The organism is Streptomyces sp. NPDC044061 (assembly GCF_056434305.1).
This window is the reverse complement of the sequence record NZ_JBWKFL010000074.1, coordinates 1-15,769: the sequence shown is the minus strand read 5'-3', so window position 1 is coordinate 15,769 and position 15,769 is coordinate 1. Positions and strand designations below refer to the sequence as shown.

Sequence of the window (15,769 nt, the reverse complement as noted above, 5' to 3'; positions counted from 1 at the left end):
TGATCCCGCCTAGTCGTGGGAAGCGGCTGTGGAGTCGGCGGCGGTCGTGCGCAGGTCCTTCTTGCTGACCTTGCCGACCCCGGTGTGCGGGAAGGCGTCGACGAACTCGACCCGGTCGGGCACCTTGTAGGCGGCCAGTCCCCGCTCGCGTACGAACCGTCTGAGCGCGGCGGCGCGCAGTTCGGCTCCCTGGCGCAGGATGACGTAGGCGCAGCTTCGCTCGCCCAGGTAGTCGTCGGGCACGGCGACGACGGACACGTCGTGCACCGCGGGGTGGCTGAGGATGACGTTCTCGACCTCCTCGGCCGCGATCTTCTCGCCGCCGCGGTTGATCTGGTCCTTGGCGCGCCCTTCGACGACGAGATGGCCGCTGCTGGTCATCCGGACAAGGTCGCCGGTGCGGTAGAAGCCGTCCGCGGTGAAGGAGCGGGCGTTGTGCTCGGGGGCTCGCCAGTAGCCGCGGATGGTGTAGGGGCCGCGGGTGAGCAGGTGCCCGGTCTCCCCCGGCGCGACGTCATGGTCCTCGTCGTCGACGATGCGGATTTCGTCGTCCGGCGAGAGGGGCCGCCCCTGGGTGGTGACGGTCGCCTCGCCGTCGTCGAGCCGTGTGTAGTTCACCAGGCCTTCGGCCATGCCGAAGACCTGCTGCACAGTGCAGCCCAGGGCGGGCCGGACGCGGCGTGCGGCGGCCTCGCTGAACTTGGCGCCGCCGACCAGCAGCGCCTTCAGGCTGCTCAGGTCGTGCGGGCTGCCGGTCGCCGCCTCGGTCCACACCAGGGCGAGCGGCGGGACGAGTCCGGTGAGGGTTACGCCTTCCCGTTCGATGAGCGGGAACGCGGTCTCCGGGTCGGGCCGGGGGCACAGGACGACCCGCCCGCCCGCGGCCAGCGTGCCGAGCGAACCGGGCGAACTGAGCGGGAAGTTGTGCGCGGCGGGCAGGGCGACGAGGTACACGCTGTCCTCGTCGACCGCGCAGATCTCGTTGGAGGCGCGCACCGAGTACAAGTAGTCGTCGTGGGTGCGCGGGATCAGTTTCGGCACGCCGGTGCTGCCGCCGGACAGCTGCAGGAAGGCGAGGTCGCCCGCGTCGGGCCCGTCGTGTGGAACGGGATCGCGGGGTACGTCGGCGAGCGGGGTGTGCTCTCCGGCGTCGCCCACGACGAACACGTGGCGGAGTGTGGACGCCTTCGCCTTCATCCGGGTGGCCAGTTCCCGGTGGTCGTAGCCCTCGTGCACGTCGGCGACGACGTAGGCAACCGCCTCGCTGAACGAGCAGAAGTATGCGATCTCCGTGTCCCGGTGCGCGGGCAGCGCGAAGACCGGCAGTGCCCCGATCCGGAAGAGGGCGAAGATGGTCTCGAAGAACTCGGCGACATTGGGGAGCTGGACGACGACTCGGTCCCCCCTCCTGATGTCGTCGGCGAGAAAGCCGGCCGCCAACCGGTCGGCGCGGGCGTCCAGTTCGGCGTAGGTCCATCGGCGTCCGACGTCGGCGGGGTCGACCACGGCGATCCGGTCCGGGTGCCTCTCGGCCCGCGTGCGCAACATCTGGCCGAACGTCTCGCCGCGCCAGTAGCCGGCGTCGCGGTAGCGCTCGGCGAACTCGGTCGGCCATGTGGGAGCGTCGACTGACTCCCGGGGAAGGGTGGGTCTCGTGGCAGGCCCGGTGGACGCGTCGGTGGTCACAGTGTTGCCCCTACGGCGTCCAGGAAGGTGCGGAACTTGGCGGCGGTCTCGGCGGTTTCGGCGGCAGGGTCGGAGGCGGCGACGATGCCCGCTCCGGCGAAGAGGCGCAACCCCTGTTCGGAGGCCTCTGCGCAGCGGATGGTGACCACCCACTCGCCGTCGCCGTGGGCGTCGCCCCACCCGACGATGCCGGAGTACAGACCCCGGTCGAAGGGCTCCAGTTCGCCGATGATCTGGCGGGCCAGGGCGGTCGGGGTTCCGCAGACGGCCGGCGTGGGGTGCACGGCGCAGGCGAGTTCCAGCGCGGAGACGGACGGTTCGGTCAGCGTGCCCGTGATGGTGGTCGACAGATGCCACATGGCGGCGGTCTTCACCAGCGTGGGGCGTTCGGGGACGTGGAGTTGGGTGCAGTAAGGGGCCAGTACGGCGTGCATGGCGTCCACGACGACGGCGTGTTCGTGCAGGTCCTTGGTGGACTCCAGCAGTGCGGCGGCACGACGTACGTCTTCGGCGAGGTCGTCGCTGCGCGGTGTGGAGCCGGCCAGCGGATTGGCCACCAGGGTGGCACCGCGCCGGGAGACGAGGAGTTCGGGGCTGGCGCCGAGCAGGGTGCCACCGGTGCCGTTGGGCACAGCGAAGGTGTAGCCGTGGGCGTCGCGGCGGGCCAGGCGTTGCAGCATCGCTGGGATGTCGGGCGCGCGGCCACCGGTAAGGTCGAGGGCCCGGGCGAGGACAACCTTGTCGAACTCGCCGGCCCGCATGCGGTCCACGGCAGCCGCGACGGCGGCCCCGTAGCGTTCGGGCGCAGGCACGGGGCGTACGGTCCAGGCGATGGGCTCGGGCCGGGATGCGGGAAGCGCGATCAGCGGGTCCGTGCCGAGGGCCGGGGCGCGATGCAACGTGGTGGGCACGACGAGTGCGGCAGGTGCGGTGCGGTCGAAGGGGATCGCTCCGACCACCACGGGCTCCGGCTCTCCCGCGGCGCGCGCCGTCGTCAGCGCCTCCCCCACCCGCTCGGGCAACGGGCGTGCATCGTCAGCCACTTGGGTGTGTAGGCCGCGGGCGAGGAGCGTTCGCGTCGGTGAGGCGAAGAAGCGGTCCGTACGGGGTCGGTAGGCGTCGAGAAGGGCTGTCGCCGTGCCGACGGCGCTGTCTTCGGCCTCGCCCCTGGCGAGCATCTCGTGGACCGTGGTCACCTTGTCTTCTCCCGGTTCTCCGGTACCGCGGGTACCGGTGCCGATGGATTCGGTCAGTGCGAGTCAGCGGAGCACGAGGGCGGCGCAGCGGGATCTCACATCGACTTGCCGACCTGCCGCGCGCGGGAACGGCGCCGGTTCGTACGGTGCGACGGCGGAAACTCCGCCGGGTCCCTCGGTAAGAACCGTAAAGGCGGCACTTCGGCCCGGGCTCGCCGTCTGACACTGTCTGACGTGCGACGACGACGCCCCGGGCCGACTCGGTCAAGGAATCGCAAAGTGCTCAACCCGTGGGGGCTCCCCACGGGTCGGGGACCCAGTCCGAGGGCGCGTGGGCTCGGAACGGGCGATCAGTGGACGGCGCGGCCGCCGCTCTCGGCGTCGGCACGGGCCTGTTCCTCGATACGGCGCTTGGCGTCCTTCCAGTCGATTGGCAGCTGCTCGGCGGGCACCTCCCAGAAGGTGAACGTCGAGCCGCGCATCGTCGAGCGCACACCGGTCACGACGCTCTTGTGGGGCTCGGCCCTGGCGTACGCGTAGAGCGCGTCTCGGCTCTCCCAAGCGGACAGGGTGAAGAAGACCCCCTTGAACAGCTGCGCCTCCAGGGATGCACCGAGCGCCCCGGGGGCCCTGCGCACCTGGCCCCACGCGGAGAGAGACTTCAGGAAGAAGCGCGGGACATCCTTCAGGGAGCGCACTTCGAGCCGGGAGGCCATGACGAAGGCGCTGGTGTCGGGCCGGGCCGGGTTCGGCGTGACCCAGGGAAGAGTGGGCACGGTAGTCTCGCCTCCACAGTTAGGTAGCTCTACTATCTATATTAGATCGTGCCACTACCCAACTGCCCAGGGCAAGCGGAGCAGGTATGAGAATCTCTGAACTCAGTCGCCACAGCGGAGTGTCCAACGCGACGATCAAGTACTACCTGCGCGAGGGACTGCTGCCGCCCGGCCGCGCCACGGCCGCGAACCAAGCTCAGTACGACGACTCGCACCTCAGACGGCTACGGCTGATCCGGGCACTCATCGGCGTACGCGGACTGTCCGTCGCCACCGCCAAGCACGTCCTCGACACTGTCTCCGAGCACCAGGCCGACACACACCGTGCACTCGGCCTGGTCTTCGGCATCGGACCCGCCGACAACGGCGCGCCCGACACACCGGCGGCCGAGGAGGAGCGGAAACAGACCGAGTGCCGCGGGGCGAGCACCCTGATCGACGAGATGGGCTGGCCGATCTCCGAGCACAACCCGGCGCGACGCACCATCGACGAGACCCTGCGCACCCTCCGCTCACTGGGCATGGACTACGACTGGCGCTCCCTCCTCCCGTACGCCGAAATCGCCGCGCAGACCGCCCGGCTGGACCTCAACGAACTCGAGCTGCTCAAGGACCCGCTGGAGAAGGCCGAGCGGGCGGTGCTCCTGACGTTCCTCCTGGAGCCAGCCCTGATGGCGCTGCGCCGCCTCGCGCAGGAGGCCGAATCGATGGCGCGTCACGGCGACGACGACCCGCAGCGCCCCACCTTCCATGGCGATCAGCAGGAGACGGACGGGGCCTGAGTGATGAGTACTCATGCCGTCCGGAGGCGGGCCACGGCTCGGGCGTGACACTCCCCGCCCAGCAACAGCTGGATGCATGGTCACGCACGTGCTGCTGCCGGAGATGCTGTGGCCGCGACGACGTGGATGTGCCGCCATCAGGTCGTAGTAAGCCGCGTTCCTCCGGTCCTGACGCACATGGCGCGCCACTGTCCGATGGGAGCCGGACTGGGGAGGTCGGCTCGCATGGGTGCGGACGCGGCAGGTACTCTCCTTGCCAGCGAGCGATGTGAGTACCTGCCGTGGTTGCGTCACTCGTGGGCGATGGCTGCCAATACATTCATGCGTGACGCGCGCAGCGCGGGTAGCAGGGCGGCCACGATGCCCACGCCCGCCGAGCCGATCACGACCACGACGATCGTGGCCCACGGGATCGCCAGTGCTGTCATGCCTCGCAGCGCCAGCACTTGCTGGGTGCACACGCCCCACACCAGCCCGAGGGTGAGACCCAGTACTGCGCCGAATACCGCGATCACCACTGACTCCAGGCGGATCATCCGGCGCAGCTGGCGCCGGGCGAGCCCGATGGCGCGGAGGAGCCCGATCTCGCGGGTGCGCTCGACGACCGACAGGGCGAGGGTATTGACCACGCCGAGTACGGCGATGATGATCGCCAGGCCGAGCAGTGCGTACACGAGGTAGAGCAGCACGGCGATCTGGTTGTGGATCAGCTTCTTGTAGTCCCTTTGGTCGCGCGCCTGGACCTGGGGGAACGGCTTCAGGGCCTGTTGGAGGTTTGTGCGCAACCGGTCGGCGCTCGTGCCGGGCGCCGCGTTGACGTACAGGGCGGCCTCCTGGCTGCCGGGAGCGTACTTCTCCAGGGTGCCGAGGCCGAAGTACAGGCCGCCTTGGGGGTTGAAGCCCTGGGCGCTGGCCTGGTTGGTGAGGGCGCCCACGGTCAGTTCGGCAGTGCGGCCGCCCTGGAACTCGACGGGAAGGGTGCTGTTCAGGCGCACGCCGTGCTGGTGCGCGAAGTCGGCGTCCACTGCGACGTGCCCGTCCGCCAGCGCCGTCGCGGTGCCACCGCTCACGTAGGTCATGTGGACGACGTCGTCCAGTCGGCGGTCGTAACCGGTGGCGGTCGTCTCGACTCGCTTGCCGTCCGGCAGCCGCACCGCCAGTGTCGCGAACCGCTGCCGTACGACGAGCCCGACGCCGGGCGCTTCCTGCACGCGCGCGGTGATCTCCTTCGTGAACGGCTGGAAGTCGGTGTTCTGCACGATGAAGTCGGCGCCCAGCGTTGTGTCGATCTGGTTGTCGAAGGACTTGCTCATGGAGGCGCTTGCCACGGACATCCCGCCGACCAGGGCGAGGCCCACCATCAGGGCGGACGCGGTGGCGCCGGTACGGCGGGGGTTGCGCAGGGTGTTGCGTTGGCTCATGAGGCCGATGGAACCGAACACCGCGGGGAAGGCTCCGCCCAGCACTCGGATCAGCGGCCGCACCAGCAGCGGTCCCGCGATGACGGTCGCGATCAGGGTCAGGACGACGCCGAGGCCGAGCAGAAAGACGGCTGTGCCCGTCTTGGTGGAGGCCGCGCAGCCCGCCAGGACAGCCACGCCGAGTGCCCCGACAACGGTGCCAATGATGGCCCGCACCTTCAAAGGACGTCCCGTATCGGCGATCTCGGCGTCCGTGAGGGCCGCCATCGGCGAGACACCGGCCGCGCGCCGGGCCGGGAGGTAGGCCGCCACGAAGGTGACGCCGACGCCGACGGCGTACGCCGTCACGGGAGTCGCCCACCCGATGACCATCTGCGCGTTGTTCAGGTTCATGCCGAACGCGCTCATGAGCCTGATCAGTCCGGCCGCCAGGCCGATCCCGGCGGCCAGGCCGAGTGTCGAGCCGGCCAGGCCGAGCAGCACCGCCTCGGTGAGCACGGACCGCCGCACCTGCCGCCGGCCGGCGCCCAGGGCGCGCAGCAGGCCCAGTTCGCGGGTGCGCTGGGCGATCAGCATCGAGAAGGTGTTGACAATCAGGAAGATGCCCACGAGGACCGCGATCCCGGCGAAGCCCAGCATCACGCTCTTGATCACGTCGAGGAAACTACCGAGGGCGGACACGGCCGACTTGGCCTGCTCGTCGGCGGTCTTCAGGTCGTAGGCGGTAGTGCCGAGCGCCGCATCGACGCGGCGCTTGAGTTCGACGTCGGTGACGCCGTTTGCTGCGTCCACGGAGATGCTGGTGGCCCGGTCCGTGGAGCCGAGCAGTTTCGTCTGCGCGGTCGGCGTGTCGAGGAAGACCAGGGCCGCGCCGGGGTTGGTGGTGGTGAAGGTGGCGATGCCGACGACACGCACCGTGAAGGAACCCGAACGGGCCTGCACCGTCAGCGTATCGCCGATCTTCACGTGCTTGCGGTCGGCTGTGTCGGCGTCGAGAAGGGCCTGCCCGCTGCCGTGCGGAGTGTGACCCGAGGTCAGCTTCACCGGGCTGCGGTCCGTGACCTGCCAGTTCCGGGCGATGGTGGGAGCGCCCGTGGTCGGGCCGACCGACTGGTTGTGGCGGTCGACGATGACGACGTTTTGGACATTGGCGTCGACATGCGTCGCAGCGACCCCGTCCACCGTGGCCAGGCGCGCGGCCAGCGAGGCAGGCACGGTCTGCACCTCGCCGGTCTGCACGGACGACTTCAGATCCTGCTTCGGCTCCACCGTCACGTCGGCCGCCGTGGAGGCGAAGAGCCGGTCGAAGGTGCGGGTGACCGTGTCCGAGAAAATCAGGCTGCCCGCGACGAACGCCACCGACAGGACGACGGCCAGCGCGGACAGCAGCAGCCGCCCCTTGTGGGCGAAGAAGCTACGGAGGGTCGCCTTCAGCACCGGTATCAATCCTTCTCGGGAGTGGGGGCGGGGGCTGCGGCCGAAACACCAACGCCGACGACGTCGGCCCGCGCCTGCGAGGCGTCCCCGTCGTCGGCCTTGCCGCGCATCACGTCGAAGCGTTTCATCCGCTCTAGTACGGCCTCCGCCGTCGGCTGCCGCATCTCGTCCACGATCCTCCCGTCCTCGAGGAACAGCACCAGGTCCGCGTGGGCGGCCGCGCCCGGATCGTGGGTCACCATGACCACTGTCTGCCCCAGATCGTCGACGGCCTCCCGCAGGAAGCCCAGCACCTCCAGGCCGGCCCGCGAATCGAGGTTGCCCGTCGGCTCGTCGGCGAAGATCAACTCTGGCCTGGATGCCAACGCCCGCGCGCAGGCGACGCGCTGCTGCTGGCCGCCGGAGAGCTGGGACGGCCGGTGCTTGATCCGCTCCCGCAAGCCGAGCCTGTCGATGACCTGGTCCAGCCACTTCTCATCGGGCTTCTTGCCGGCGATGTCCATCGGCAGGGTGATGTTCTCCAGCGCGCTCAGCGTCGGAATAAGGTTGAACGACTGGAAGATGAAGCCGATCCGGTCCCGGCGCAGCCGGGTCAGCTCACGCTCCTTCAAGCCCGTGATCTCGGTGTCGCCGAGCCAGACCTGTCCGGCCGAGACGGTGTCGAGTCCCGCCAGACAGTGCATCAGCGTGGACTTCCCGGATCCCGACGGACCCATGACGGCGGTGAAACGGCCACGCGCGATGTCCACGTCCACCGAGTCGAGGGCAAGCACCGTGGTCCCGCCCGAGCCGTACGCCTTGGTCAGAGCGCGGGCGAGAGCCGTAGTCCCGTCCGCAGACTCCGGTCCCGATGCGTGCTCTGCAGCAGGTGTGGACACCGCCGCCTCCTTGACTGATCGACATGCGTGGTCCTCGTTCCGCCCGACCGTAGTGCGATCAGGTGAACCAGAGGTGCCGTGCGATGGATTCATTGAGTAATCCGATCTCCTGGCGGCGACTCCCCAAAGGGGAGAAGATCGGGCTACAGCCGTCCGGCTGACGTCGTGGAGTCGTGGTGCCACCGGAACCCGACATTAAGTAGGACGCCGGGGACTCTTCGTAAGCACCCGGAAGTGTTGCTTCGAGCATGTGAACCAGACTCTTTTGCCTGCTTGGTCCCCGCCGGGCGACTGCTGCACAACAGCACACCGCGCGAGGGGAGGACCGCGGTTTCGTGCGTTGGCCGCAGTGTTGCTACCTGCTCGTCGTCCAGGCTCCGGCCGGCCCCTCGAGAGGAACGCAGCGGGCGTTGAGAGAGGGGTGAAGTAGGAGTGGGCATGCCCAAGGTGACGCTGCGGCCGCACCAGGTGGAAGCCGTCGATGGTGTGCTGCGAGCACTCCAGATGTCCGCGGGCAGGCGGATGCCGCCCGGAGGGCTACGGGCGCAAGTAATCGCCGCGACCGGGGCGGGCAAGACGTTGATTGCCGTGGAATCTGCCCGCCGGCTGTCCGCCCGTCGGGTGCTGGTCCTCGTCCCCACCCTGGACCTGCTGACCCAGATAGCCGCCTCCTGGCGTACTCGCGGTCGCCGCGGCGCGATGGTCGGGGTGTGCTTGCTGCGCGTGGAGGACAGCGACGGTATCCCCTGCACCAACGACCCGGAGGAACTGGTCGACTGGATCGGCGACCTGGAGCAGGTGACCGTGTTCGCCACCTACGCCGCCGTGGGCCTGGGCATCGTCCAGCGTGCGCACCAGGCAGGGCTGGCGGTGTGGGACCTCATGGTGGTCAATGAGGCGCACCGTACCAGCGGGGACGTGGGTAAGCCGTGGGCGGCCGTCCACGATCAGCAGAAGGTGCCGGCAGTCCGACGGCTGTACATGACCGCCACCGCGCGGGTTTGGGAAACCGACGGCGACGTGCCGCGCCTGGTCGCATCCATGGACGAGGACTCCCCCGTATTCGGACCCGTCGCTTACAAGATGAAATCGTCGGAGGCGACTCGTCGAGGGCTCGTGGCCCCGTATCAGGTGGTGTGCCTCGACATCCGCGACCCCGACCTCTACGCGGCCCTCGCCCAGAGATCGGCCACCTCGGACGCAGTGCGCCGGGCCCGGCTGGCGGCCCTGCAGACAGCCCTGTTTACCGCGGCCGCCAACACACGGCTACAGCGCATCCTGACCTTCCACAACCGCCTCAGCGAAGCCGAAGCCATGGCCTCAGGAATGGAGCGCGTGGCGGCGCAACTGTGGGAGAAGGATCCGCAGACCTTCCCGCCGGTCGAGCGAGTGTGGGCGCATTGGCTGCATGGCAAGCATGCACCCGGACATCGGCGCCAGGTGCTGGGCGAGTTCGCCTCCGACTCCATTGCCAGTGATGGCGGTCGGGATGTTCCGGCTGCGGTGCGAGTGCTCAGCACCGTGAAAGTCCTCGCAGAAGGCGCCGATACCGCGCACTGCGACGCTGTCGCCTTCTGCGACGCACGCGGCTCCATGGTCGACATCGTACAAATGGTCGGCAGGGCGCTGCGTATCCAGCCCAGTGAGGGGAAGGTTACCTCTCTTGTCGTTCCAGTATTTCTCGGCCCGGACGAGGATGCGGACGAGATGCTGACCTCCCCCGCCCACGGGACCCTCGCGAAGGTCCTCGCAGCGCTGCGGGCACACGACGCTGACACCATCGAAGCCCTCGCCGACCCCCGCGTCCAAAGCTCCCGCCCGGACCGAGCCCGGACCGACCACCGCGAGAGCCTGGGCAAGGACGCCGACAAGGAGGACAACGTCGCAAGCGACGTGAGCCCGGTGGCGGCGGGGTTGCTCAGGTTCAGCGAGAAACGCGATCCAGCCGCGCTCGCCCAGTTCGTGAAACTGCGGGTCATCGACCTTGAGAACACCTACTGGCGACGCGGCGTCGAAGCCGCCAGCAGGTGGCTCAAGGAGACCGACTGCAGGGAGTTGCGGGTGCCCTACGATTACAAGATTCCCGACGACTGGGGAGGCATAGCCAGGTTCCCTCTAGGAGTGTGGCTGACGGACCAGCGGCGCTCCTACAACGCCGGAACACTCCAAGCCGACCACGTGGCGCAGCTGAATGCCCTGAACATGGCGTGGTCGCACCACGACGTCGCCTTCGAAGAGGGTCTCGCCGCCGCGCGCTCGTGGGCAACCACGCACGGCCACTTCCTGCCGCCGGCCACCGCCGTGGGCGAGGGCGGCTTCCCGATCGGTGTATGGGCTAAGAATCAGCGCGCGGCAGCCCGCAAGACGCTGCAGAACGCCGCACTGCGCGCCACCGGACAGCGGCGGCTGGCCTCCAATTCTGGAGAGCTACCTGAGACCTGCCTGCAGGCGCTGGAGGAGATCGACCCGGGCTGGTGCCCAGCCTGGGACATCGACTGGCAGCGCTGCTTCCACCTCGCCCTCACCCACCTCGAGGCCGACGGCACACTGCCCGCACGCAGCGGCGAGCTGATTGTCCAGGGCGAAGACCTCGGAGCCTGGGCCGCCGCGCAGCAGCGGAGCTGGCACAAGGTGCTACCCGCCCAGCGATGGCTGATCGACAGCGTCCTCGGACTCGAGCCCGCAAGGGAGGACGAACGACCCGTACGGCGGACCCAGGACGGCAAATGGGCACGAAACCTCGCCGCCGCTCGGCAGTACCACACCCGCGAAGGCCACCTGCGCGTACCACGCAAACACATCGAGCACGTCGACGGGGCAGCCGTCCGGTTGGGGACCTGGCTGAGTAACACCCGCCGTTGCGCCACCAAACTCACCGAGCAGCGACGGGCCGACCTCGATCAACTCGGGATGAGGTGGTAGTGAGTGCGCATCAACGAAACTCAAACTTTCTCACCTACGATCTTGATCGCTTGAAACATTTTTAGCGGGCGGCGCGCAACGGCGTGCATAATCAGAGCGCGTGAACGTGGGAGCACGAGGCCATATGCCCGTCTCGCTGCGTCAGACGCCGCCCGGCGAACTCGAGCGACAGGAAGCCCGTCCACAGGTCCGGAAGGCCCCTACCTGCTCGGGTGCATCCGGTCTTCGACCAAGAGCTCTCCGGCGTGCTGGGACTCGCGGCAGCCAGGCGGTGACCGGATCAGGGCCGCCTGTGGCCACCCTGCCGCTAAACGCTAGCCTGGGCGCCGCGCCCGCCACCAGCCCGCGCTGCGGTTTCCGTATCCCATCGCGCACCACCCTCACTCAGGAGGATGTTCCGCCATGCACCGCGACCGCGGTATCGCCGCCTGGATCCGCCGCTACCGACCCCGGCCGAACGCCTCGGTGCGGCTGGTCTGTTTCCCGCACGCCGGAGGCTCGGCGGTGGTCTTCCACCCCTGGGCAACGGCGTTCCACCCCGACGTGGAGATACTCGCCGTCCAGTATCCGGGCCGGCAAGACCGGCTTGCCGAACCACGCGTCGAGGACCTCCCGGAACTGGCCCAGCGAGTGCTGCCGCCGCTACGGGCCGCAGTCGGCGACAGCCGGTACGCGCTGTTCGGACACAGCATGGGCGCCACCCTGGCATTCGAGGTGGCCCGCCGGCTGGAAGCTGAAAGCGGCACCGGCCCCGAACTGCTGATTGCATCGGCTCGTCGGGCCCCCTCCCGGCACCGCGCCGAGCTGGTGCACCAGCTCCGTGACGCCGATCTGACCGCACACATTGCCGAGTTGAGCGCCACCAACAGCCGTCTGATGGAAGACCCCAGAGCGAGGGCCATGATCCTCCCGACCGTCCGCAGCGATCTGCGGGCGATCGAGACATACCGCTGCCCGCCGGGTACCGCGCTGCGCACGCCCATCCTGACGATCATCGGAAACCAGGACCGCTGGACCACGCTCGAGGAAGCGGAGGCTTGGGCCAGGCACACGCGGGGTGGCTTCGAGTTGCGCGTGCTGCCTGGCGGGCACTTCTATCTGGACGAGCAGCAGGACCAGGTGCGCCAACTGGTCTCCGCGCGCTTGGGCTGCGGCGAGGCGTGATCCCGGCCGGGCGCAGCCGAGAAGCGCGGCTGCGAAGCTGTTTGATCCGGCGGTACGTTGACGCTTGCGGTACGTGGCGCGCGGCCTTCGCCACCAAGCCCGACCTGGCGAAGGGGCTAACAACTGTTGCGGTATTCATCAGTGAATCTCAGCCTTTCTCAGCTGCTATCTTGGTCACGTGAAGCTTTCCGAGTGGGCGGCAGGCAATGGCGTGCACTACCAGACCGCGTGGGCGTGGGCGAAAGAGGGCCGTATGCCGGTCCCGGTACGCCAGACGCCATCCGGCACGTGGCTGGTCGACGAGCCCACCGCGGAGACATCCGGCCGCGTCGTGGCGTATTGCCGGGTCTCGTCGGCGGACCAGAAGTCGGACCTTGATCGGCAGGTAGCCCGGGTGGTAACCGGTGCGAACGGGCTAGGTCTGGCTGTTGCCGAGGTCGTCACCGAGGTCGGCTCGGGACTGAACGGGCGGCGCCGCAAGCTGCACCGGGTGCTGTCCGACCCGCAGGCTGCGGTCATCGTGGTCGAGCACCGTGACCGGCTGGCCCGGTTCGGCGTCGAGCACCTCGAAGCCGTACTGTCCGCGTCCGGGCGGCGCCTGGTCGTCCTCGACCCCACCGAGACCGCCGACGATCTGGTGCGGGACATCACTGAGGTGCTCACGTCGATGTGCGTGCGTCTGTACGGGCGACGGGCGGCGAAGAACCGGGCCGCCCGTGCGGTGGCCGTGGCGACCGGCGCGGCCGCCGAATGAAGAAGTTCAGGCCGCAGCCGGGTTTCGTGGTGCAGGCGTACCGGTTCGCGCTGGACCCGAACGCCTCCCAGGAAGCCGCGTTGCGTTCGCACTGCGGTGCCGCGCGTGCCGCGTACAACTGGGCTGTCGGCTGGGTGACCGCGTCGTGGTGGCAGCGCCGTGCGCAGGAGTCGTACGGCATCGCGGAGGCGGAGCTGACGCAATGGCGGCCCTGGTCGCTGCCCGCACTCAGGAAGGCGTTCAACGAGGCCAAGAAGACTGACCCGAGGTTCGCCGCCTGGTGGGAGGAGAACAGTAAGGAGGCGTACAGCACCGGCCTGGCGAACGCGTCGTCCGCGTTCGACAACTACGCGAAGTCGAAGAACGGCAAGCGCAAGGGCCGCAGGATGGGTGCGCCCCGGTTCAAGCCGAAGCGGAAGGCGCGCCTGGCCTGCCGGTTCACAACCGGAACCATCCGTGTTGACGCTGGCGGCCGGTATGTCACGCTGCCCCGGCTCGGCACACTGCGCACGCATGAGCCCACGGTGAAGCTCCTCACCCGCGTGCAGGCCGGGACAGCACGCATCCTGTCCGCGACCGTCCGCCATGAACGCGGACGCTGGTTCGCCTCGTTCCAGGTGGAGGTCGAACGCGACCTCGTGAAGGTCACCCGCCCCGACGCGGCAGTCGGTATCGACCTCGGGGTGAAGACCCTCGCGGTGATGGCCGACAGCACGGGCGAGATCCGCGAGATCCCCAACCCGCTTCACCTGGACGCCGCGCTGAAGCAACTGCGCCGTACCTCCCGCACCGTCTCCCGCCGCCAGGGCCCCGACCGGCGCACCGGACAGAAGCCGTCCCGACGCTGGGAGAAGGCCAACACCGCCCGCAACCGCGTGCATCACCGGGTGGCGAACCTCCGCGCCGACGCACTCCACAAGCTCACCACCGCCGTGACTGCCGAGTACGGCACCGTCGTGGTGGAAGACCTCAACGTCGCCGGCATGCTCCGCAACCGGCGCCTCGCACGGCGTATCGCCGATGCTGGATTCGGGGAGATCCGCCGCCAGCTGACTTACAAGGCCCAGCGCAACGGCTGCCGCATCGTGGCCGCGAACCGCTGGTTCCCCTCCTCCAAGACCTCTTCCGGGTGCGGCGCGGTGAAAGCCAAGCTGCCGCTGCACGTGCGGACCTTCGAATGCGACGCCTGCGGCCTGGTCATCGACCGGGACGCAGGCGCCGCACTCAACCTCGCCGCACTCGCGGCAGCCGCAGTAACGGGTACCGCAGTGGCCGGAGACCCGGACGCCGTCAAGGCGTCGAAGCCTCGTGGAGCCGACCAGAAGACCCGCACCACCCGCCCCCGCCGCAAGACGGGGACGGGGCGGGCAGGTGGCGCAACCCTGCCGCACCAGCGGCAGGAGGAAGCGAGAGACCGTACTCAAGCTGAAGCCCTCACGCTTTGGTGACGAGACGGACCTTCCGGGCCGAAACGCCCGGAATGCTGAGAGTCCTTGAGGCTCAAAGCAACGGAACTCGTAACCACTTCGTCTCAATCAACAACAACGAGACGCTCTTCGCGAAGACCAACACGGAACAGAACCGCAACCGCGAGAAGTACCTCCTAGAGCAGAAGAAGGGCCAATGACGGGCACTGTCAGCAAGCGCCGAGCCGCCGTCCTCGGCTCCCCGATCGGCCACTCCCTCTCCCCGGTGCTACACCACACCGCGTACGACGAGCTGGGTCTGAAGGACTGGTCGTACGACCGGTTCGAGGTCAGCGAGGAGGCACTGCCGGGGTTCGTCGAGGAACTCGGACCCGAATGGGCCGGGCTGTCGCTGACCATGCCGCTCAAACGTGCCGTCATCCCGCTACTCGACTCGATCAGCGACACCGCGGCCTCGGTGGAGGCCGTGAACACCGTCGTGTTCACCGAGGACGGGCGGCGCCTCGGGAACAACACCGACATTCCCGGGATAATCGCCGCGCTGCGTGAGCGGGGCATCGAGCAGGTCGACTCCGCCGCGATCCTCGGCGCCGGTGCCACCGCTTCCTCCGCGCTCGCGGCGCTGGCCCGTATCTGCACCGGTGAGGTCGTCGCCTATGTCCGCAGCGAGGCCCGCGCCGCCGAGATGCGGCAGTGGGGCGAACGGCTCGACGTCGACGTGCGTACCGCGGACTGGTCGGATGCCCATCGCGCGTTGCGCGCGCCGCTGGTCGTCGCCACCACGCCTGCCGGGACGACGGACGCACTGGCCGCCGCCGTACCCGAGCGTCCCGCGGCCCTCTTCGATGTCCTGTACGACCCCTGGCCCACCGCCCTCGCGGCACGCTGGTCCATGTACGGTGGCGCCGTCGTCAGCGGCCTCGACCTGCTGGTGCACCAGGCCGTGCTCCAGGTCGAACAGATGACGGGGCGATCCCCGGCCCCAGTGGACGCCATGCGCAAGGCGGGGGAGCACGCCCTGACGGCGCGCCAGCCGTGACCGGCAGAGGCTCGTCGCTGTCGCCTCCTCCGCTCGCGTCCGTCTGATGGACCTGCGACCGGTGCCCCTGCCGGACGTGGGAGGATCGTAGGCGGCGGGCGGAGCCGCGCACGCGGTCGCGCCGTCGCCGTGCGCGAGGGCATGCGTACACCGGGCGGTACCGGGTCGCGAGTACTGAGGAGCACCGTTGAGCAGGCTGCGTTGGCTGACCGCGGGGGAGTCCCACGGTCCCGCACTTGTCGCGACGCTGGAGGGGCTTCCCGCCGGCGTGCCGATCACCACGGAGA

12 protein-coding genes are annotated in these 15,769 nt (G+C 69.1%); 7 read left to right on the top strand and 5 right to left on the bottom strand.

Annotation, left to right across the window (positions count from 1 at the left end; translation table 11 throughout):
• Window positions 1-9: 9 nt before the first annotated feature.
• The 3 genes from AC07CM_RS47040 to AC07CM_RS47030 all read right to left on the bottom strand — a co-directional run bounded on the left by AC07CM_RS47040 (window position 10) and on the right by AC07CM_RS47030 (window position 3,658).
• Window positions 10-1,686, bottom strand: coding sequence for a (2,3-dihydroxybenzoyl)adenylate synthase (locus tag AC07CM_RS47040; RefSeq protein WP_478882723.1), 1,677 nt, complete (start codon window positions 1,684-1,686; stop codon window positions 10-12).
• Window positions 1,683-2,864 carry an isochorismate synthase DhbC gene (dhbC, locus tag AC07CM_RS47035; protein ID WP_478882733.1) on the bottom strand — a complete coding sequence of 394 codons (1,182 nt, stop codon included), beginning with the start codon at window positions 2,862-2,864 and terminating at the stop codon, window positions 1,683-1,685. Before dhbC ends, AC07CM_RS47040 begins: the two co-directional genes overlap by 4 nt.
• Before the next feature lie 368 nt (window positions 2,865-3,232).
• Window positions 3,233-3,658, bottom strand: coding sequence for a DUF3291 domain-containing protein (locus AC07CM_RS47030; RefSeq protein ID WP_478882722.1), 426 nt, complete (start codon window positions 3,656-3,658; stop codon window positions 3,233-3,235).
• Window positions 3,659-3,744: 86 nt separating this feature from the next.
• Between AC07CM_RS47030 and AC07CM_RS47025 the strand changes: the two genes are divergently transcribed.
• Window positions 3,745-4,440 (top strand): MerR family transcriptional regulator, encoded by a 696-nt coding sequence (locus tag AC07CM_RS47025; RefSeq protein ID WP_478882721.1) that lies wholly within the window; start codon window positions 3,745-3,747, stop codon window positions 4,438-4,440.
• 290 nt (window positions 4,441-4,730) lie between these two features.
• On the opposite strand, the gene AC07CM_RS47020 is transcribed toward AC07CM_RS47025, so the two are convergent.
• Together AC07CM_RS47020 and AC07CM_RS47015 are read right to left on the bottom strand one after the other, a co-directional pair.
• Window positions 4,731-7,298 carry an ABC transporter permease gene (locus AC07CM_RS47020; protein WP_478882720.1) on the bottom strand — a complete coding sequence of 856 codons (2,568 nt, stop codon included), beginning with the start codon at window positions 7,296-7,298 and terminating at the stop codon, window positions 4,731-4,733.
• A gap of 5 nt (window positions 7,299-7,303) precedes the next feature.
• Window positions 7,304-8,176 (bottom strand): ABC transporter ATP-binding protein, encoded by an 873-nt coding sequence (locus AC07CM_RS47015; protein ID WP_478882719.1) that lies wholly within the window; start codon window positions 8,174-8,176, stop codon window positions 7,304-7,306.
• A 438-nt stretch (window positions 8,177-8,614) separates the two neighbouring features.
• Between AC07CM_RS47015 and AC07CM_RS47010 the strand changes: the two genes are divergently transcribed.
• The 6 genes from AC07CM_RS47010 to AC07CM_RS46985 all read left to right on the top strand — a co-directional run.
• On the top strand, window positions 8,615-11,098 hold the full coding sequence (locus AC07CM_RS47010; RefSeq protein ID WP_478882718.1) for a helicase associated domain-containing protein: 2,484 nt from the start codon (window positions 8,615-8,617) through the stop codon (window positions 11,096-11,098).
• Between the two features lie 402 nt (window positions 11,099-11,500).
• A complete protein-coding gene (locus tag AC07CM_RS47005) occupies window positions 11,501-12,262 on the top strand; it encodes a thioesterase II family protein (protein ID WP_478882717.1) in 762 nt (253 codons plus the stop codon).
• A gap of 178 nt (window positions 12,263-12,440) precedes the next feature.
• The gene (locus AC07CM_RS47000; RefSeq protein ID WP_478882716.1) at window positions 12,441-13,016 is read left to right on the top strand and encodes an IS607 family transposase; all 576 of its coding nucleotides are present in this window, start codon (window positions 12,441-12,443) and stop codon (window positions 13,014-13,016) included.
• A complete protein-coding gene (gene tnpB / locus AC07CM_RS46995; RefSeq protein WP_478882715.1) occupies window positions 13,013-14,464 on the top strand; it encodes an IS607 family element RNA-guided endonuclease TnpB in 1,452 nt (483 codons plus the stop codon). Before AC07CM_RS47000 ends, tnpB begins: the two co-directional genes overlap by 4 nt.
• Before the next feature lie 175 nt (window positions 14,465-14,639).
• Window positions 14,640-15,482 carry a shikimate dehydrogenase gene (locus AC07CM_RS46990; RefSeq protein ID WP_478882714.1) on the top strand — a complete coding sequence of 281 codons (843 nt, stop codon included), beginning with the start codon at window positions 14,640-14,642 and terminating at the stop codon, window positions 15,480-15,482.
• 187 nt (window positions 15,483-15,669) lie between these two features.
• Window positions 15,670-15,769, top strand: a 100-nt coding sequence (locus tag AC07CM_RS46985; RefSeq protein ID WP_159047589.1) for a chorismate synthase, incomplete at its 3' end; no start/stop codon positions are given.

What these genes read in the sequence shown, in the direction of transcription:
- AC07CM_RS46990 (WP_478882714.1), top strand. Translation starts at nt 14,640, where the DNA reads ATGACGGGCACTGTCAGCAAGCGCCGAGCCGCCGTCCTCGGCTCCCCG.
- AC07CM_RS47005 (WP_478882717.1), top strand. Translation starts at nt 11,501, where the DNA reads ATGCACCGCGACCGCGGTATCGCCGCCTGGATCCGCCGCTACCGACCC.
- tnpB (WP_478882715.1), top strand. Translation starts at nt 13,013, where the DNA reads ATGAAGAAGTTCAGGCCGCAGCCGGGTTTCGTGGTGCAGGCGTACCGG.
- AC07CM_RS47010 (WP_478882718.1), top strand. Translation starts at nt 8,615, where the DNA reads ATGCCCAAGGTGACGCTGCGGCCGCACCAGGTGGAAGCCGTCGATGGT.
- AC07CM_RS47025 (WP_478882721.1), top strand. Translation starts at nt 3,745, where the DNA reads ATGAGAATCTCTGAACTCAGTCGCCACAGCGGAGTGTCCAACGCGACG.
- dhbC (WP_478882733.1), bottom strand. Translation starts at nt 2,864, where the DNA reads ATGCTCGCCAGGGGCGAGGCCGAAGACAGCGCCGTCGGCACGGCGACA.